Annotated in this window: 18 protein-coding genes; 9 read left to right on the forward strand and 9 right to left on the reverse strand. The window is 71.1% G+C overall.

Annotated features, from left to right (window positions below):
* Window positions 1–122: 122 nt before the first annotated feature.
* Window positions 123–1,517, reverse strand: a complete 1,395-nt coding sequence (locus tag ACWFR3_RS44325) for an MFS transporter (protein ID WP_453740387.1) — start codon at window positions 1,515–1,517, stop codon at window positions 123–125.
* Between the two features lie 71 nt (window positions 1,518–1,588).
* Here ACWFR3_RS44325 and ACWFR3_RS44330 point away from each other — a divergent pair, with 71 nt between their 5' ends.
* From ACWFR3_RS44330 to ACWFR3_RS44355, 6 genes are all read left to right on the forward strand, one after another.
* Entirely contained in the window at window positions 1,589–2,593 is a 1,005-nt protein-coding gene (locus ACWFR3_RS44330) for a GlxA family transcriptional regulator (protein WP_453740388.1), read from the forward strand.
* Between the two features lie 35 nt (window positions 2,594–2,628).
* Window positions 2,629–3,108 (forward strand): N-acetyltransferase family protein, encoded by a 480-nt coding sequence (locus tag ACWFR3_RS44335; RefSeq protein WP_453740402.1) that lies wholly within the window; start codon window positions 2,629–2,631, stop codon window positions 3,106–3,108.
* Window positions 3,109–3,200: 92 nt separating this feature from the next.
* Window positions 3,201–3,908, forward strand: coding sequence for a DsbA family oxidoreductase (locus tag ACWFR3_RS44340; protein ID WP_453740389.1), 708 nt, complete (start codon window positions 3,201–3,203; stop codon window positions 3,906–3,908).
* Window positions 3,909–3,994: 86 nt separating this feature from the next.
* Complete coding sequence (locus ACWFR3_RS44345) at window positions 3,995–5,041, forward strand: aminotransferase class V-fold PLP-dependent enzyme (protein ID WP_453740390.1); 1,047 nt, start codon at window positions 3,995–3,997, stop codon at window positions 5,039–5,041.
* Between the two features lie 76 nt (window positions 5,042–5,117).
* The gene (locus ACWFR3_RS44350; RefSeq protein WP_453740391.1) at window positions 5,118–5,720 is read left to right on the forward strand and encodes an RNA polymerase sigma factor; all 603 of its coding nucleotides are present in this window, start codon (window positions 5,118–5,120) and stop codon (window positions 5,718–5,720) included.
* Complete coding sequence (locus ACWFR3_RS44355; protein ID WP_453740392.1) at window positions 5,720–6,733, forward strand: maleylpyruvate isomerase family mycothiol-dependent enzyme; 1,014 nt, start codon at window positions 5,720–5,722, stop codon at window positions 6,731–6,733. Before ACWFR3_RS44350 ends, ACWFR3_RS44355 begins: the two co-directional genes overlap by 1 nt.
* 61 nt (window positions 6,734–6,794) lie before the next feature.
* Here ACWFR3_RS44355 and ACWFR3_RS44360 read toward each other — a convergent pair whose 3' ends face one another.
* Window positions 6,795–7,316 carry a MarR family winged helix-turn-helix transcriptional regulator gene (locus ACWFR3_RS44360; RefSeq protein ID WP_453740393.1) on the reverse strand — a complete coding sequence of 174 codons (522 nt, stop codon included), beginning with the start codon at window positions 7,314–7,316 and terminating at the stop codon, window positions 6,795–6,797.
* A gap of 155 nt (window positions 7,317–7,471) precedes the next feature.
* Between ACWFR3_RS44360 and ACWFR3_RS44365 the strand changes: the two genes are divergently transcribed.
* On the forward strand, window positions 7,472–8,539 hold the full coding sequence (locus tag ACWFR3_RS44365) for an alkene reductase (protein ID WP_453740394.1): 1,068 nt from the start codon (window positions 7,472–7,474) through the stop codon (window positions 8,537–8,539).
* A gap of 75 nt (window positions 8,540–8,614) precedes the next feature.
* Here the strand turns inward: ACWFR3_RS44365 and thpD are convergent, their stop codons facing one another.
* The 6 genes from thpD to ACWFR3_RS44395 all read right to left on the reverse strand — a co-directional run bounded on the left by thpD (window position 8,615) and on the right by ACWFR3_RS44395 (window position 14,239).
* Complete coding sequence (gene thpD / locus ACWFR3_RS44370; protein WP_453740395.1) at window positions 8,615–9,514, reverse strand: ectoine hydroxylase; 900 nt, start codon at window positions 9,512–9,514, stop codon at window positions 8,615–8,617.
* 158 nt (window positions 9,515–9,672) lie between these two features.
* A complete protein-coding gene (locus tag ACWFR3_RS44375; RefSeq protein WP_371529901.1) occupies window positions 9,673–10,077 on the reverse strand; it encodes an ectoine synthase in 405 nt (134 codons plus the stop codon).
* Between the two features lie 53 nt (window positions 10,078–10,130).
* Window positions 10,131–11,402: a diaminobutyrate--2-oxoglutarate transaminase gene (ectB, locus tag ACWFR3_RS44380; RefSeq protein ID WP_453740396.1), complete on the reverse strand. Its 1,272-nt coding sequence runs from the start codon at window positions 11,400–11,402 to the stop codon at window positions 10,131–10,133.
* Between the two features lie 74 nt (window positions 11,403–11,476).
* Complete coding sequence (gene ectA / locus ACWFR3_RS44385; protein WP_453740397.1) at window positions 11,477–12,070, reverse strand: diaminobutyrate acetyltransferase; 594 nt, start codon at window positions 12,068–12,070, stop codon at window positions 11,477–11,479.
* 332 nt (window positions 12,071–12,402) lie between these two features.
* Window positions 12,403–12,927, reverse strand: a complete 525-nt coding sequence (locus ACWFR3_RS44390; protein ID WP_453740398.1) for a DinB family protein — start codon at window positions 12,925–12,927, stop codon at window positions 12,403–12,405.
* A 211-nt stretch (window positions 12,928–13,138) separates the two neighbouring features.
* A complete protein-coding gene (locus tag ACWFR3_RS44395) occupies window positions 13,139–14,239 on the reverse strand; it encodes a pyridoxal-phosphate-dependent aminotransferase family protein (protein ID WP_453740403.1) in 1,101 nt (366 codons plus the stop codon).
* A 76-nt stretch (window positions 14,240–14,315) separates the two neighbouring features.
* Here ACWFR3_RS44395 and ACWFR3_RS44400 point away from each other — a divergent pair, with 76 nt between their 5' ends.
* Window positions 14,316–15,413 carry an amidohydrolase family protein gene (locus ACWFR3_RS44400; RefSeq protein ID WP_453740399.1) on the forward strand — a complete coding sequence of 366 codons (1,098 nt, stop codon included), beginning with the start codon at window positions 14,316–14,318 and terminating at the stop codon, window positions 15,411–15,413.
* A gap of 6 nt (window positions 15,414–15,419) precedes the next feature.
* Here the strand turns inward: ACWFR3_RS44400 and ACWFR3_RS44405 are convergent, their stop codons facing one another.
* Window positions 15,420–16,262: a 2-phosphosulfolactate phosphatase gene (locus ACWFR3_RS44405; RefSeq protein WP_453740400.1), complete on the reverse strand. Its 843-nt coding sequence runs from the start codon at window positions 16,260–16,262 to the stop codon at window positions 15,420–15,422.
* Between the two features lie 320 nt (window positions 16,263–16,582).
* On the opposite strand from ACWFR3_RS44405, the gene ACWFR3_RS44410 reads away from it, so the two are divergent.
* A complete protein-coding gene (locus tag ACWFR3_RS44410; protein WP_453740401.1) occupies window positions 16,583–17,515 on the forward strand; it encodes an SCO1860 family LAETG-anchored protein in 933 nt (310 codons plus the stop codon).
* Window positions 17,516–17,582 lie beyond the last annotated feature (67 nt).

A 17,582-nucleotide genomic window follows, 5' to 3' on the forward strand; every position in this document is an offset into this window, starting at 1 on the left:
GGACAGGCTGGATTTTCCAGCCTGTCCAGCGTTTGAGGACGAACTCGGCGTAGCCGGTGATGACGGCAACCAAGGCCCCCGCGCCGAGCGGGTTTTCGGGAAGGGGCGGGGTTGGGGAGAACTCACCGCCCCCGCCGCAGCCCCAGCGTCGCCAGACCTGAAACCGCCAGCAGCCCCGCCGAGATCAGCAAACTAAGCCGCATCCCAGAAACAAAGTCCCCCGCCACAAGCCCCCCGAAAACCGCGATCCCCAGCCCTCCGGCCACCTGCCGGGCCGAATTGAGAACCCCCGCGGCAAGACCGGCCCGGTCACCCGGCACCGCCTCCATCATCGCCGCGGTAAGCGGCGGAATGGTCAGCGCGCACCCCAGAGCCAGCGGCACCATCAGGAACGCGAGGCCGACCGCGGGCGTCGACGCGTCGGCGAACAGCAGGGCCAGCAGCCCAAGGACGGCCACCGACTGCCCCGCCAGCATCGGAACCCGCGGCCCCACCCGCGCCGCCAGCTTCCCCGCGAAGACGTTCGTGACGGCGATGAGCCCCGTCATCGGCAGGAACATCAGCCCGGCCCACAGCGCCGAACGCCCCTGCACCTCCTGGAAGAAGAGGCTGAAGACGAAGACGAGCCCGTAGAAGGCGACACTGCACGCCGCCCCGGCCGCGACGGTGATCGCGACCGTCCGGTCGCGGAAGAGACCGAGCGGCACCACCGGATGCGCCTGCCGCGCCTCGGTCCGCAGGAACACCGCACCCGCCGCCACCGCCACGACCAGGGCGATCAGACCCGTCGTACCGCCCTCGATGACGGCGAAGGTCACGGCGGTCAGCGTCAGGACCGCCAGCAACTGACCCGGCACGTCCAGCGGCGCGGGCCGCTGCTCCGAGCGCGGCGCCCGCAGCAGGAGCACCAGCGCCACCGCCCCCAGCGGGACGTTGATGAAGAAGATGCCGCTCCAGTCCCACGCAGTGGTCAGCGCGCCGCCCGCGACCGGCCCGAGCGCCACCGCCACCGAACCGCCCGCCGCCCACATCGCCACCGCGCGCGCCCGCCTGGCCGCGTCCGAGTAGGCCTGGCGCACGAGGGAGAGCGAGGCGGGCAGGACCACGGCGGCCGCCACGCCCTGCACCACCCGTGCGCCGATCAGCACGGGCAGCGTCGGAGCGAGGCCGCACGCCACCGACGCGGCGGTGAACACCGTGATGCCGATCGCGTACGCCTTGGTCGCGCCGATCCGGTCGGAGAGTGCGCCGGTGGAGAGCATCAGGGCGGCGAAGGCGAGGGTGTAGGCGTCCACGACCCACTGGAGCCCGGACATGCCGCCGCCCAGGGAGTCGCCGATCGCGGGCAGCGCCACGTTCACCACGGAGGCATCGAGCGTGATCAGGGCGAAGCCGAGCATGGCGGCGGTGAGCGTGAGGCCGGGGGAGGCGCGGCGCTCGTCAGGTGCCGGGCCGGGGGCCGGTCCCGTCAAGTGCCCTGCCGCGGGGGAGCCTTCGGTGAGGGAGTTCGTTGCCATGTCCATGAGTCTGCTGACGGCGGCGCGGCTACAGTAGTGGCCTGAATGCCATACCTCCGGAGGTTCTGGCCATGCCCCGTCCGCAGCCCGCCCACCGAGCGCATCGCGTCGCCGTCATCGCCCCCTCACCCGTGTCGATGTTCAACCTGGCGATCCCCGAGATGCTCTTCGGGAAGGTCGAGGTGCCGGGCGGTCCCGGCTACGAGGTCGTCGTCTGCACCCCGCAGCCCGGCCCCGTCGCCACCACCGGCGGGCTCAGCCTCCACGTGGAGCACGGGCTCGACGCCGTGCGCGAGGCCGACACCCTCCTCGTCGCGGGTACCGGACACCGCTACGAACCCGACCCGAGGACCGTCGCCGCCGTCCGCGAGGCCGCGGCGGCGGGCCGGCGCATCGCCTCCATCTGCAGCGGAGCCTTCGTGCTCGCCGAGGCGGGGCTGCTCGACGGGCGCAGCGCGACCACGTACTGGCAGCTCGCCGAGGAACTACGCAGCCGCTATCCGGCGCTCGACCTCAAGGGAGACGTCCTCTACGTGGAGGACGGGCAGGTCATGACGTCCTCCGGGTACGCCGCCGGAATCGACCTCTGCCTGCACATCATCCGCACCGACTACGGCGCGGCCGTCGCCAACGAGGTGGCCAGAGCCGCGCTCGTCGCCCCCGTACGGCCCGGCGGCCAGACCCAGTTCACGCAGACCCCGCTGCCGCCCGAGCGCGGCAACGCCTGCGCCGACACCCGGGGCTGGGCCATGCGCCATCTCGACGAGCCGCTCACGCTCACCGACCTGGCCCGGCAGGCGGGGGTCAGCGTGCGCACCCTCACCCGGCGCTTCCACGCCGAGAGCGGCGTGAGCCCGCTGCAGTGGCTCCTCCACCAGCGCATCGAGCGGGCCAAGGAACTCCTGGAGACGACCTCGCTCGCGATGGACCAGGTGGCACAGGCATGCGGGCTCGGCACCGCCGACTCGCTCCGCGGCCACCTGGTGCGCCGCACCGGACTCACGCCGAGCGCCTACCGCGCCCAGTTCAGCCGCCTTGGAACCCAAAGCTCCCGGAAAGCGTCTGTCGCAGCGTGATCCACTCAGCCCCTCCCACGACGATGCGGACCGTGATGCCGACCGTCATACGCACCGCACTGACCGCGGACGCCCCGGCCCTCGCGGCCCTGCACGCGCGCGCCCGCGCCACGTACTACCCCGAAGGGCTGCCGGACGAAGGCGTCGACGGGACCATGCTGTGGCGAGGGGCCGTCGAGCGCCGGGACGGGCACGTGCTGTGCGCGGTCCGCGAGGGCAGGATCGTGGGCCTGGCGTCCTTCCGTACGCCCGAGGGCGAGGCCGCTGACACCGTGGCGCTCTTCCAGTTCCACGTCGACCCCGAGTTCTGGCGCGCGGGGGTGGGCACGGCCCTGCACGCCGCCTGCGTGGAGGAGTGGCGGGCCGACGGCGTGCGGGTGGCCACCCTGGACGTCCACCGGGAGAACCGCCGCGCCCAGGCCTTCTACGCCCGCCACGGCTGGCAGCCGGCGGAGCCGGACGAGGGCGCGGGCACGCACCTGCGGATGCGGCTGACCGTGCCGGGCGGGGAATGAGCGGACGGGGAATGAGTGGGCCGGGTCGTACGTTCTTCAACTGACCGGAGGGACCCTCCGCACTACCGTTCGACCTGAAGAGAGCTAGTCACATGCGCGTCGAGATCTGGAGCGACATCGCCTGCCCCTGGTGCTACGTGGGCAAGGCCCGCTTCGAGAAGGCGCTCGCCGCCTTCCCGCACCGCGACGACGTCGAGGTGGTGCACCGCTCCTTCGAGCTCGACCCCTCGCGCGCCAAGGGCGACAGCGGGCCCGTGATCCCGATGCTCGCCAAGAAGTACGGCATGAGCGAGGAGCAGGCCCGGGAGGCCGAGCGGAACCTCGGCGTGAACGCCGCGTCCGAGGGCCTGGACTACCTCACCGAGGGCCGCGACCACGGCAGCACCTTCGACATGCACCGCCTGCTGCACCTCGCCAAGGAGCAGGGCAGGCAGGACGAGCTGCTCGGGCTCCTCTACCGCGCCAACTTCGCCGAGGAGCGCTCCGTCTTCGACGACGACGAGCGCCTCGTGGAGCTCGCGGCGGCGGCCGGCCTCGACGCGGACGACGCCCGCGCGGTTCTCGCCGACCCGTCCCGCTACGCCGACGACGTACGCACCGACGAGCGCGAGGCCGCGGAACTCGGCGCGAACGGCGTGCCGTTCTTCGTCCTCGACCGCAAGTACGGCATCTCCGGCGCCCAGCCCGCCGACGTCTTCACGCAGGCCCTCGACCAGGCATGGGGCAACCGCTCGCCGCTCACCACCCTCGCGGACGGCGACGCCTGCGGCCCCGACGGCTGCGCGGTCCCGCAGGCCTGAGGTGACGGCGCGCGGGCGCCGGCCGACCGGCCGCTTGTGCGCATGCGCCATGGACGCGGGCGCGGACGGGCGCGAAAGTTGATCCCATGGAGATCATCAGCGGCGCCGAGTTCGCGCCCACGTCGACGTATCTGGACACGGCGAAATGCGGCCTGCTGCCCGCCCGGGCGGTCGCGGCGATCCAGGGCCTCGCGGCCGAGAACGGCGCGGGCAGAGCCGCTGGCGCGGGTGACTTCGAGGTCGTGGACCAGGCCCGGGAAACCTTCGCGCGGATCGTCGGCGTGCCGGGGGCGCGGGTGGCGGGCGGCAGCTCGGTCGCCGTCCACTGCGGGCTGATCGCGGCTGCGCAGCGTCCCGGCTCCGAAATCCTGCTCCCCGAGGGGGAGTTCAGCTCGATCATCAACCCCTTCGTGGTGCGCGGCGACCTCAAGATCCGCTACGTACCTCTTGAGGACCTCGCCGAAGCGGTCCGCCCCACCACGGCCCTCGTCGTGTACTCCGCCGTGCAGTCGGCCGACGGCCGCATCGCCGACGACACGGCGGTGCGCGAGGCCGCCGCCGCCCACGGCGCCCGCATCCTCAACGACGCCACGCAGGCCGCGGGCTGGCTGCCCTTCGACGCCGGTCCGTACGACTACACCGTCACCGGCGCCTTCAAGTGGCTGCTCTGCCCGCGCGGCACGTCGTTCCTGACGGTGAGCGAGGAGGCGCAGGAGTCCCTCGTCCCGCTGCACGCGGGCTGGATGGCTTCCGCGGACGGCTGGCACTCCACGTACGGCCCGCTCGCCGAACTGGCCCCCGACGCCCGCCGTTTCGACGAGCCCCCCGCCTTCCTCGCCTACCACGGCGCGGCGGCGTCCCTCGCGTATCTGGAGGAGACCGGCATCGAGGCGGTGCGCGCCCACGACACGGCGCTTGCGGCCCGCTACCGCGCGGGACTCGCGGACCTGGGCCACGAACCGGTGCCCGGCGAGGCCCCCATCGTCTCCGTCCCCGGACTCGCCGACAGGGAGCCGGAGCTGCGCCGGGCCGGGATCATCACGGCCGCGCGGGCGGGACACCTGCGAGCCTCGTTCCACCTGTACAACACGGAGGCGGACGTGGACCGGATCCTTGACGTGCTCTCCGGCTGAACCACTGGCGCGCCGGGCCGCGGGGCACTAGGAATGCAGGACGGGGTGGCCTCACGAGGCGGTGGTGTCAGTGTCAGTGGCGGAACAGCCATACGGGGACACCGACCTGCACCAGCGCCTGGTGTACGGCGACGAGACGGCCCTGGCCGAGGTCTACGACACGTACGGCCCGCTCGTCCACCGCATCGCCGGACGCGTCACCCGCAGCCCCGCGGGGGCGGAGGACGTCGCCCAGGAGGTCTTCGCCCATCTCTGGTCGCGGCCCTACGCGTTCGACGCGCGGCGGGGCAGTCTGCGCACCTGGCTGAGCATGCTCGCGCATCGCCGGGCGGTGGACTGGGTACGCGGCGAGGAGCGCCACCGCAAGGCCGCCCATGCCGACGACACGACCCTGCACACCATCCCCACCCCGGATCCGCCCCCGGAAGACGTGGTCATGGCACGAGAACGCTCCCTGCTCCTGCATTCCGCACTGGCCAGGCTCCCGCTCCCGCAGCGCCAGGTGGTGCATCTGGCGTACTTCGCGGGCCGCACGTACCGTCAGGCGGCGGTGGAACTCGGCATTCCCGAGGGGACGGCGAAGACCCGATTACGCACGGCCCTGCGCAAGCTGGCCGAAGCCCTGACCGAACCACCCGACCCGGCACTTGCCGACGCTCCAGGCGAAAGAGGCGCGTGATGACCACGGATCACGAAGCCGTACGTGAACTGCTCGGGGCCTGGGCCGTCGGCGCGCTCATGCCGGGGGACGAGCGGATCCTCGCGCCGCATCTGGCCGACTGCGATCCGTGCGCGGCGGAGGCGACGCGGCTGCGCGCGGTGGTAGGTGACCTGGACGGGCCGCCCGTCACCATCGGGCCCGTGCCCGCCGAGCGGGGTCTCGCCCTCGCCCTGCGCACCCGCCCCGCGGCATCCCGTACGGCTTCGCACGCGGCGCCGTACGCCGCCGCCGTGGCCGGGCTCCAGGCGCTCCTGGGCGAGTTGGACGAGCACGGGTCCTGGGGGACTCCGGTCGTGCACGACTGGGACGTCCACGACACGGTCGCGCATCTGCTGGCGGCGGACGAGCCGCTCGCCGTGCGTCTGGGGCTGCGGGTGGCGGGGGAGTTCGACGGCGTGGACGGGACTTCGTGGCGTGCGGCCTGGGCGGGGCGCACGGAGGAGGTCCTCGCCCGTGAGCGCGGCCGCACTCCGGCCGGAACCGTCGCGTCCTGGCGGGCCCAGGCGGACGCGCTCCTCTCGTCGCCGGAGGCCCACGATCCGGAACTGGCCGGCCGCGCCACGACCTTGATGGGCGCCCGGCTTCCGCTGGCCGACCACTTCCTGGTCAGGGCCTTCGAGGCGTGGGTGCACACGGAGGACATCGGCCGGGCCCTTGACCTGCCGGTCCCGCCGCCCCGCACTCCCCACCTCTGGCAGCTGGTGCGTCTTGCCGTACGCATCCTGGGGCTGGCGCTCGGCACCAGGACACCGGCCGTCGCGCTGACCATCGCGGGGGAGGGCGGCGAGGTCTCGTGGATCCTGGGCAACGGGGCGGAGCCGGTGAGCGCCGAGCTGGTCCTCGACCCGGTGGACTTCTGCCTGCTCATGGGCGGGCGTGTGGACCCCGCGGGGGTCCCCAGGGGGCTCTCCGGCGACGAGTCGGCGGCGACCGACGTCCTGGCCAGGGCGGCCTCCCTGGCCTGGCTCTGACCTTCCCGGCGGGGGCGTCGCCCGCGGATACGGGTACGGATACGGATGACGGGCGAGGGCGCTAGGCCCCGTCCGCGCCGCACTCCGCCGCAGTGCCGCCGCCCTCACCGCACTCCGCCGCATCCGTGCACAAATTCGCCTCCACCCGACCGAGCAGCCGCGCCAGCTCCGCCCGGTCCCTCTCGTCGAGGCCCGCCAGGGTCTGGTCCTCCAGCTCGCCCCAGGCCTGCTCCACGTCCGCAAGGAGCCCGCAGCTGGTCTCCGTGGTCTCCACGAGGACTCCGCGGCGGTCGTCCGGGTCCGGGCGGCGCTGTACGTGTCCGGCCTGCTCGAGGCGCTGGAGCATCTTCGTGACCGTCGACGGATCCAGGCCGACCGCCTTGATGATGTCCGACTGCCGCGCGGGCCCCGCGTCCCACAGGTACATCATCACGAACTCCTGACCGGGGTAGAGCCCGACCTTCTTCAGCACCTTGCCCGCCGCGATCCGGTGCAGCCGGGCGACCCGGCTGACGGTGTGGCTCACGGGTCCCCGCCGTTTCGCGGTGGGGAGGGGACAGGCGGGTTCGGCGGGGGCTTTCATCGGGGCTCCTGGGAGGGCGGTAGGGGGCAGTAGGGGGCGGCAGCAAGGGGCACGGCCCAGTCCCTCCAGATTAACTTGGCCGACCAAGGAATGAGTTAGGGTGACGCTCGGTTCAATTAATTGGCCGACCAATAAAACCGTCCCCAGGAGCCCCGATGACCACCGCGTTCGACTCCCTCGACCTCTCCGGCACGCAGCTCGGCAACCGCATAGCCATGGCCCCGATGACCCGGAGCCGCGCGGGCGCGGGCGCCACCGCCACGGATCTCACCGCCGAGTACTACGCCCAGCGCGCCTCGGCCGGCCTGATCATCACCGAGGGCATCCAGCCCTCGGTCATCGGCCAGGGCTACCCGGACACCCCGGGCCTGCACTCCGCCGAGCAGGTCGAGTCCTGGCGCAAGGTCACCTCCGCCGTACACGCCGCGGGCGGCAAGATCTTCGCCCAGCTCATGCACGCGGGCCGCATCGGCCACCCCGTCCTGTTCTCCGACGGCTCGGTGAACGTGGCCCCCTCGGCCGTCGCGGCAGTGGGCCAGGTGTACACGGCGGAGGGCCCCATGGACTTCGTCACTCCCCGCGAACTGACCGGCGACGAGATCCGCGCCACCATCGACGACTTCGTGAGCGCGGCCCGCAACGCGATCGACGCGGGCTTCGACGGAGTCGAACTGCACGGCGCCAACGGCTACTTGATCCACCAGTTCCTGGCGCCCGGATCCAACCTGCGCACCGACGAATGGGGCGGCACCCCGGAGAACCGCATCCGCTTCGCCGTCGAGACCGCCAGGGCCGTCGCCGCGGAGATCGGCGCCGCCCGCACCGGCCTGCGCCTCTCGCCCGGCAACCCCTTCAACAGCGTCTCCGAGCCCGCGGACGGCCTCGAAGCGACGTACACCTCCCTGGTGAAGGAGCTGAGCGCCCTTGACCTCGCGTACCTGCACGTCATGGAGACGGGCCCGATCCGCGACCTGGTGAACACGCTGCGCGGGACCTTCAACGGCACCTTCATCCTGAACCCCGCCACCGAGGGCCCCACCGGATTCGACGCACTGGCCCTCGTCGAGGACGGCACCGCGGACATCGTCGCGTTCGGCGCGCTGTTCCTGGCCAACCCCGACCTGCCGGCCCGCCTCAAGGCCGAAGGCCCGTACAACACCCCGGACACGGCGACGTTCTTCGGCGGCACGGAGAAGGGCTACACGGACTACCCGGCGCTGTGAACCGGGGCGGCTGACCCCGGGACCAAGTGTGGCCCGGCACCCCCGGGTGCCGGGCCAACTCGCGTACGAGACTGCTTACTTCACCGGAGTGAAGTCCCGAGCCCCAATGTAATCCGGCCGCCGGATCGGCGCCGCGAACGGCTCCACCGCCGTGTTCTCCACACTGTTGAACACGATGAAGACGTTGCTGCGCGGGAACGGCGTGATGTTGTCCCCCGAACCGTGCATGGCATTGCAGTCGAACCAGGTCGCGGAGCCTGCCTCACCGGTGAAGAGCCGGATGCCGTAGTCCGAGGCGAGGCTGGTCAGCGTCCCGTCCGAGGGAATGCCCGCGTCCTGCATCTGCAGGGACCGCTTGTAGTTGTCCTTCGGCGTCGCGCCTTCACAGCCGAGGAACGTCTTGTGCGACCCCGGCATGATCATCAGGCCGCCGTTGGTGTCGTGATTCTTGGTGAGCGCGATCGAGACAGAGACGGTCCGCATGTTCGCGAGGCCGTCCTCGGCGTGCCAGGTCTCGAAGTCCGAGTGCCAGTAGAACCCGGTGGCCCCGAAGCCCGGCTTGACGTTGATCCGGGACTGGTGGACGTAGACGTCGGAACCCAGGATCTGCCGGGCCCGTCCCACCACCCTCGGATCGGCAGCGAGCTTCGCGAACAGCTCGCTGAGCTTGTGCACCTCAAAAATTGTCCGGATCTCCTGGGAACGCGGCTCCACGATGGAGCGCTCGTCCGCCCGCATCGTGGGGTCATCGATCAACCGCGTGAGCTCGGCGTGGTAGACGCCCACCTCGTCCGGGGTGATGAGCTGGTCGATCGCCAGGAATCCGTCCCGTTCGAACCCCGCCAGTTCGTCGGCCGCGATGGGCCCCGGCGTACCCGGCTCGGACCACACGACGGGGTCCTTGCGCTCGATGAGGACCTCTTCGGTGCCTCGTGTCGGGTACAGATCGGCGGTGCGTTCGGGTGCGGTGGTCATGGTGTTGCCTGCCTCTCCTCTCGTACGGCCCTTTCCGGGATGTACACCCCCGCCGCCCAGAGGAAGAGGGCGGCGGGGGAGATTCAGGGGCGTGTTGCTTCAGCCCTGCGGCACGGAGCCGGGGCACAAGATGCCCCGGCTCCGGCAGTCGTAGTTTTTCAGGCCGGTTCCGGCTCCGTCAGGAGCGGGTACACGCCGTTCTCGTCGTGGTCCTCACGACCCGTGACGGGCGGGTTGAAGACACAGATGCAGTGGAAGTCCTCCTTGATCCGCATCGTGTGCTTCTCGTGCCCGTCGAGCAGGTACATGGTCCCCGGCGTGATCGTGTACTTCTTGCCGGTCGTGTCGTCGGTCAGCTCGGCCTCGCCCTTGGTGCACACGACGGCCTCGATGTGGTTGGCGTACCACATGGACGTCTCCGTACCCGCGTACAGGATGGTCTCGTGGACCGAGAAGCCCACTCGCTCCTTGGCGAGGACGATGCGCTTGCTCTCCCAGGTTCCGGACGCGGACTTCACGTGCCGGTCGGTGCCTTCAATGTCCTTGAACGAACGGACGATCACGGTGAGTTGGTTCCTTTTCTCTTACGGGGGTAAGGACGCTGGCCTGAATTCGCTCAGGCGGTCTCGCGCACCGCGCGGGCGAGGGTGCGAAGCCCCTCGTCCAGCTCGTCGGCGGTGATGGTCAGCGCCGGAAGGAGCTTGACGACCTCGCCCTCGGGACCGGAGGTCTCGATGAGCAGACCGAGGTCGAAGGCCCGCTTGGCGATGGCGTTCGCGCGCGACTTGTCGATGAACTCCATGCCCCACACAAGGCCGCGGCCGCGGTACTCCTTGATGGCGCCGGGGTTCTCTTCCTTGATCGCGGCGAAGGCCTCTTCGATCTGCTCGCCGCGGGCACGGGTCTGCTTCTCCATGGCCGGGCCGTCGGACCAGTAGGTCTCCAGGGCGGCGGCGGCCGTGACGAACGCGGCGTTGTTGCCGCGGAAGGTGCCGTTGTGCTCGCCCGGCTCCCAGATGTCCAGCTCGGGCTTGAACAGGGTCAGCGCCATCGGCAGGCCGTAGCCGCTGATGGACTTGGACACCGTCACGATGTCCGGCGTGATGCCGGCCTCCTCGAAGGAGAAGAACGCGCCGGTACGGCCGCAGCCCATCTGGATGTCGTCGACGATGAGCAGCATGTCCCAGCGCTCGCACACGTCGGCGAGCTTGCGGAGCCACTCGGCGCGGGCGACGTTGATGCCGCCCTCGCCCTGGACCGTCTCGACGATCACGGCGGCGGGCTGGTTGAGGCCGGAGCCCTGGTCCTCGAGCAGGCGCTCGAACCAGATGAAGTCGGGGGTCTTGCCGTCGAGGTAGTGGTCGAACGGCATCGGCGTGCCGTGCACCAGCGGGATGCCGGCGCCGGCGCGCTTGAAGGCGTTTCCGGTCACCGCGAGCGAGCCGAGCGACATGCCGTGGAAGGCATTCGTGAACGACACGATCGACTCGCGGCCCTTGACCTTGCGCGCCAGCTTCAGCGCGGACTCGACGGCGTTGGTGCCCGTCGGGCCCGGGAACATGACCTTGTACGGCAGGTCGCGCGGGCGCAGGATGATGTTCTGGAACGACTCGAGGAACGCGCGCTTGGCGGTCGTCGACATGTCCAGGCCGTGGACGATGCTGTCGCGCTCCAGGTAGTCGATCAGGGCGCGTTTGAGGACCGGGTTGTTGTGGCCGTAGTTGAGCGACCCGGCCCCGGCGAAGAAGTCGAGGTACGAGTGGCCGTCCTCGTCGAACATGCGGCTGCCCTGCGCACGGTCGAAGATGGTGGGCCAACCGCGGCAGTAGCTGCGCACCTCCGACTCCAGGGTCTCGAAGACGCTCAGGTCGGGCTGGGTGATGGTCACAGCAGATCTCCTGGGAGATGGAAAGACGTGGGAGGTGGGGGGGATCGGGTGGTGCGTGGGGGGAAGGGCGGAACTCAGCCGACCGGCTCGACCGGCCCGGTCTGCGCGGCTTGCCCGGTCCCGTCGACCGGCTCTATGAGGAACAGGACCTCGGGCTCGTGCCCCTCGTCGGGGAAGAGCCCCGCGTCGAAGAGCACCGTGCGCTCGACCGACGCTCCGTGGCGCTGTGCGTATGAGGTGAAGAGCCGCTGGGACGGGGCGTTGTCCGGCGTGATGGTCGTCTCGACCGAGACCAGCTCCCGGTCGGCGGCGACCTTGGCCGTGAGGCCGTCGAGCAGCGCACCGGCGAGGCCGCGGCCTCGGTGCGCCTGGTCGACGGCCACCTGCCAGACCACCAGGGTGCGTGGCCGCTCTGGCCGGATGTAGCCGGTGATGAACCCGGCGGGCTCACCGTGCGAGTCCCTGGCCACCACGGAGGTCGCCGCGAAGTCGCGGCACCACAGCAGGTAGCTGTACGAGGAGTTGAGATCCAACACCTTCGAGTCGCGGGCGATCCGCCAGATCGCGGCGCCGTCGGCGACGTCGGGGGTGTCGAGGCGCAACCCCTCGGGCATTTCCAGGGAATTCGCTTGCAGGTCGGTCGGTAGATCGGCTTGTGCAGCGGTCATGCGGATTGAATTTACCGAGCAATTTCTTTAATTGCATCGGCGGGAGGGGTTACGTCAGAGCGCCTTATGTGTTATCACGCGGGGGTGCGCGCCCGCAGGAGAACTCAGCGATTTGGCCTGATTTGACGGGGTCATAGGGAACATTCCGGGCGCGATGTGGAGTACGTCACAGAAGCGTAACTCCCTCGAAGCATGTCCGAATTGTGAGACTCCGCGTTGTCGAAACCTTAGTGTTTAGGTCCCTGAAAAGCGGGCAGAAGAATACGGGAAGCTGTGCTGATAAAGTGGATAAAGAACCGGTGAGAATGCGTCCGTGAATTTACGTAGAGCATTTACGGCCCCGTTACCCCGTCGATTCCCTCCCTGAGGAGATCGGCGTGGCCGTTGTGCCGCGCGTACTCCTCGATGAGGTGGACCAGGATCCAGCGCAGGCTCACCTCGGCGCTGCCCGCCACGGCAGCCTCAAGCTCGCTCAGGCGCCCCACGTCGTCCAGCGAGCGTCCCTCGCAGAGCTCCCGGCTCACCGCCACCTCACGCCGCCACACGGCCAGGACCTGGCCGTACGTCCGCTCCGGGTCCAGGACGAAGCCCCCGGCAAGATCCCCGTACACCGGCGGCACGTCCCGCCCGGCCAACACCCGCTGGAACCAGTTCCGCTCCACCTCGGCCAGATGCTGCACGAGGCCGAGCAGGGTCAGCGACGAGGACGGGACCGCCGTGACACGGGTCTGCGCGTCATCGAGACCGGCGCACTTGACCGCGAGGGTCTCGCGGTGGAAGTCGAGCCAGTCCGCCAGCATCGCCGGCTCACCCGCGGTCGGGGAGGGCACGGGGCGGCCGTCCGGGAGCGTGGTCATGGCGGTCACGCTGCCACGGAGGCCGTACGTCGCGACGGCTGTTCGCTCTGAGCTTGGAGCGGCTCCGCGCCGGCATGAATCCGGCGCGGCCGGGAAGACGTGGCGCCTTCCGCCGCGGGCGGGGCGCCTGTGGCGGAAGGGCGGCGTCCGCTGAGGAAGGCCCGGCGCCGGCTGCCGAAGGTCCGGCGCCTGCTGCCGCCGAACCCGGCGCCTACTGCCAGGCGGCCGTCACCGCACGCCGCGCCGCTTCGAGGTCGACCGCGAGCCCGGCCTCGCCCATCGCGGCGCCCAGGGCGGCCAGCGAGGCGTGCACGACGCCACGGGTCGCGTCGGGCCCGTAGTGGTTCACCCGGATCATCTCCTTGGCCAGCGCGCCGCCGCCGGCGACCAGCGGAAGCACCGGGTCCGCGGCGAGCGCCTTGGCGACGAGCAGCGAGGCGTCGACGCCCTCGGGGGCGCGCAGCGTCGTGGCGACCGGAGCGGCGTCCCGCGCCTCATGGACGTACGGAGCGAGCCCGCCGCCGAGCGCGATCGCGCCCGCGCGGGTCGCGGCGGCGGCGGTGGCGTGCCGCGCCATCAGGGCGTCGAGGCCCTCCGCCTCGATGCGCTCCACGCACGCTTCGAGCGCGAGCATCTCCAGCTGGGCCGGGGCGTGGAGCAGCGCCTTGCGTCCGCCGTCGATCCACCGCTCCTTCCAGTCCAGGAGGGAGAGGTACGAGTGACGCGGCGCCCGCGGATTGGCGGCCAGCCGGGCCCAGGCCCGCTCGCTCACGGAGACGGCCGAGACGCCCGCGGGCCCGCCCATCGCCTTCTGGGCGCCGATCACGCACAGGTCCACGCCCCAGGCGTCCGGCAGCAGCGGCTCGGCGGCCACCGAGGCGACGGCGTCGAGCATGAAGAGGGCGCCGTGCTCGCGTACGACCTCACCGATCTCGGCGACGGGGTTGGTGTTGCCGGTCGCGGCCTCGGCGTGGACGAGCGACACGAAGTCGATCCCGGGGTGCTCGGCGAGCGCCTCGCGGACCTGCTCCGCGGTCACGGCGGTGTGGAAGGGAACGGCGAGATCGACGACGGTCGCCCCGCAGTCCCGCAGCCAGTTGCCGAAGGTCTGCCCGTACGGCCCCGTGACGACGTTCAGCGCGGTCGTGCCGGGCTGCGCGGCACCCCGGATACAGCCCTCCAGGGGAAGCAGCGCCTCGCCCTGCATGATCACGACGTCCTGCGAGGTGGAGAGCAGCCCGGCGACGCGCTCCTCGATGGAGGCGAAGTGCTGGGCACTCAGGGGTGCCAGGTCAAGGAAGGGGTGCGTCACGGTGCTGCTCACTTCGCTCACGAGTTCGTTCGGGCTGCCGGACCGAGCGTACCGACAGGCTCCTAAGCTGCTGTACATGAGCGATCACAGCGATCACACGGTGCTGCACGTGAAGGGCCGGGTGCTCGTCGGCCCGGACGAGGTCCGGGACGAGTTGTGGGTGGTCGGAGGCAGAGTCACGTACGACCGCCCGGCGGCGGCGCCCGACGTCACGGTCGACGGCTGGACGCTCCCCGGCCTGGTCGACGCGCACTGCCACGTGGGCCTGGACACGCACGGCCCGGTGGAGCCCGACGTGGCGGAGAAGCAGGCGCTGACCGACCGCGAGATCGGCACCCTCCTGATCCGCGACGCGGGCTCCCCGTCCGACACGCGCTGGATCGACGACCGCGATGACCTCCCGAAGATCATCCGTGCGGGCCGCCACATCGCCCGTACGCGCCGCTACATCCGCAACTACGCCCACGAGATCGAACCGTCCGACCTCGTCGCGTACGTCGCACAGGAGGCCCGGCGCGGCGACGGCTGGGTCAAGCTGGTCGGCGACTGGATCGACCGCGACGCGGGAGACCTGACGGCCTGCTGGCCGCGGCCCGATGTGGAGGCGGCGATCGCCGAGGCGCACCGCCTCGGCGCGCGGGTGACGGCGCACTGCTTCGCCGAGGACTCCCTGCGGGACCTGGTGGAGGCGGGCATCGACTGCATCGAGCACGCCACGGGCCTGACCGAGGAGACCATTCCGCTCTTCGCCGAGCGGGGCGTCGCAATCGTCCCGACGCTGGTGAACATCGCGACGTTCCCGCAGCTGGCCGACGGCGGCGAGTCGAAGTTCCCCAAGTGGTCGCGGCACATGCGACGCCTTTACGACCGGCGCTACGACACGGTCCGGGCCGCGTACGACGCGGGGGTGCCGGTGTACGCGGGCACGGACGCGGGCGGCTCGCTGGCCCACGGCCTGGTCGCGGCCGAGGTGGCCGAACTGAGGCACGCGGGAATCCCGGCGGTGGACGCGCTCTCGGCGACGACGTGGGGCGCGAGGTCCTGGCTGGGCCGCCCCGGCCTGGAGGAGGGGGCTCCGGCGGACCTGGTGGTGTACGGGGCGGATCCGCGGGAGGACGTGGGGGTGTTGGCGGCTCCGCGGAGGGTGGTGCTGAACGGGAAGGTTGTGGGGTAGGCGGAGTCAGCCCGTCCGGCACTTGAGGACGAACTCGGCGGAGCCGGGTTTCCGGGAAGGGGCGGGACCGGGGAAAGAGAAGGCCCCGCCCACCAACACGGGCACCGCATCCGAGGCCCCCACCTCCACGGCCACCGCCACGTCCTCCGCGAAGCCGTACCCCCGTAACTCCCGCCCCGACGCACAGTCGGCGACGGCCGAAGCGACATCCGCGCACGACGCATGGGCGCCCGCAGCCACCGCCGCCTCCGGCGAGACACCAGCCATCCGCATCGCGGAGATCACCGCTCCCGCCCCCAGCAGATCCTCCAGGGCGGGCCGCAAACCCCCCTCGGCCCACCGCTCACCCGCGGCGACCACGACCACCGGCCGCTCAGGCACCCCGTACCCCTGCTCCACCAGCCAACTCCCCACCGTCGCCGCGTTCCTGAGGCACCCCGCGACCACCGCCCCGGACGCCCCCGCCGCCGCTGCGATCGCCGACCCGTTGGGCGAGGGCAGCACGAGCCGGGGCGTGAAGGGCGCCCGGCGCAGCGCGGCGGGGGAGAGCGACCACGGTGACGCGGGGCTCATCATGCGCCGCCCCACCGCCAGTTCGGCATCCAGCCCGGCTGCGAAAGCGACGGCACTTTCGTCCCGCCACGCGTAGGGGAAGACTCTCGTCCCCGCATCCACCGCCACCGACACGGACGTCGTGAACGACAGCACGTCGACGACGACCAGGCACCCCGCGTCCGCGCCCCCGCCCGCCATGAGCCGCCGGGCTCCCTCGGGCCCCCACTCGAACCGCACCCCGTACTCGCCCTGCTCGGCCCAATCCCCGCCACCTGTGCGCTGTGTCTGCCCCATGGGACACATATTGACGGAGCGTTACGCACACGGCCCTCGGTTCGTTGCACATCATTCGGCCACGACACCGGGCGTCAACCGCCGTGTTCGAGCCAGGGAGTTGCTCGGGTGACAGCGGGGAACGTGCGTGCCGCAAGATTCGAAAGCAGGGGCGGAAACCTCCCTTTGGAGTGAACTCACGCTTGGTCGCTGGCTATTCACTCTCAGTGCGTAAAGATTCCCCCTGTCGATGTTGCCGGTGTCGTGCTCATGCGATGTCCCCATCCAGCGAAGCGCGAGGCTTCCGGCGGCTCCGTAACTCTTGTGGGGGTTCCACCACCTTGAACAGCAACACCTTCCGCCTGCCCGCACGCCGCCTCGGCGTGATCGCCACCGCCACGGTCCTCGTGGCGGGTCCCGCCGCGCTCGCCACCGCGGGACCGGCCTCGGCGACGGGCGGCGACAAGGGCCGCGCCAACGCCGTCGTGCTGCGCACCGGGCTCGACGTGTCCCTGCTCAACAAGACCGTGAACGTCCCGCTCAAGGTCGCGCTCAACGAAGTCCAGGCGCCGGCCAGCGCCGGGAAGACCGCGCTCACCGCCGAACTGGACGGCGTCAACGGCGGACAGCCGTTCAGCGTGCTGCGGGCGGACGTCGCCACCGCGAAGGCGACCGTCGAGGACGGGAAGGCGGAGGGGTACAGCAACATCGCGCGGGCGAAGGTGCACGTGCCGGGCCTTCCGCTCCTTTCCCTGATCCAGGTCGACCAGGTGACGTCCAAGGCGGTCTGCGCGACGGGCAAGAGGCCCGTCGCCGAATCGAATCTGCTGGGCGGCGTGACCGTGCTCGGCAAGAAGGTCACGCTGTCGGCGGGCGGCACGACGCAGGTGGCGGTGCCGGGGGTCGGGGAGGTGCGGCTCGACTTGTCCAAGACCCACACGACGTCGCGTACGGCGACGGCCACCGCGCTCGAACTGAAGGTGTCCGTGAATCCCCTGAAGCTGAATGTCGCGGAGGTCGAGGGGACGGTGACGCTTGCGGGCGCGTCGTGCGAGACGCCGGCGGCGGCCGCCGAGCCCGAGCCTTCGGCTCCCGTGGAGCCTAAGCCGCAGGGCGGCGCGGAGGAGAAGCCGGTGGCCGAAAAGCCGCAGGAAGCGAACCTCGCCGAGACCGGGGGGAACTCGTCGACTCCGTACCTGGTGGCAGGCGCGGTCGTGCTGCTCGCCGCGGGGGGCGGGGCGGTGGCGATGACGCGCCGGGGGCGCAGGGGCTGACCCCGACAAGGTGTCCTCAAAACGCCGGACGGGCTGAATGCATTCAGCCCGTCCGGCGTTTTGAGGA

The organism is Streptomyces sp. NPDC055189 (assembly GCF_053606765.1).

Excerpts from the sequence above, each read along its gene's own strand:
- ACWFR3_RS44360 (WP_453740393.1), bottom strand. The coding sequence starts at position 7,316 with ATGAAAGCCCCCGCCGAACCCGCCTGTCCCCTCCCCACCGCGAAACGG.
- ACWFR3_RS44345 (WP_453740390.1), top strand. The coding sequence starts at position 3,995 with ATGGAGATCATCAGCGGCGCCGAGTTCGCGCCCACGTCGACGTATCTG.
- ACWFR3_RS44330 (WP_453740388.1), top strand. The coding sequence starts at position 1,589 with ATGCCCCGTCCGCAGCCCGCCCACCGAGCGCATCGCGTCGCCGTCATC.
- ectA (WP_453740397.1), bottom strand. The coding sequence starts at position 12,070 with ATGACCGCTGCACAAGCCGATCTACCGACCGACCTGCAAGCGAATTCC.
- thpD (WP_453740395.1), bottom strand. The coding sequence starts at position 9,514 with ATGACCACCGCACCCGAACGCACCGCCGATCTGTACCCGACACGAGGC.
- ACWFR3_RS44325 (WP_453740387.1), bottom strand. The coding sequence starts at position 1,517 with ATGGCAACGAACTCCCTCACCGAAGGCTCCCCCGCGGCAGGGCACTTG.
- ACWFR3_RS44405 (WP_453740400.1), bottom strand. The coding sequence starts at position 16,262 with ATGGGGCAGACACAGCGCACAGGTGGCGGGGATTGGGCCGAGCAGGGC.
- ACWFR3_RS44335 (WP_453740402.1), top strand. The coding sequence starts at position 2,629 with ATGCCGACCGTCATACGCACCGCACTGACCGCGGACGCCCCGGCCCTC.
- ACWFR3_RS44340 (WP_453740389.1), top strand. The coding sequence starts at position 3,201 with ATGCGCGTCGAGATCTGGAGCGACATCGCCTGCCCCTGGTGCTACGTG.
- ACWFR3_RS44400 (WP_453740399.1), top strand. The coding sequence starts at position 14,316 with ATGAGCGATCACAGCGATCACACGGTGCTGCACGTGAAGGGCCGGGTG.
- ACWFR3_RS44365 (WP_453740394.1), top strand. The coding sequence starts at position 7,472 with ATGACCACCGCGTTCGACTCCCTCGACCTCTCCGGCACGCAGCTCGGC.
- ACWFR3_RS44390 (WP_453740398.1), bottom strand. The coding sequence starts at position 12,927 with ATGACCACGCTCCCGGACGGCCGCCCCGTGCCCTCCCCGACCGCGGGT.
- ACWFR3_RS44355 (WP_453740392.1), top strand. The coding sequence starts at position 5,720 with ATGACCACGGATCACGAAGCCGTACGTGAACTGCTCGGGGCCTGGGCC.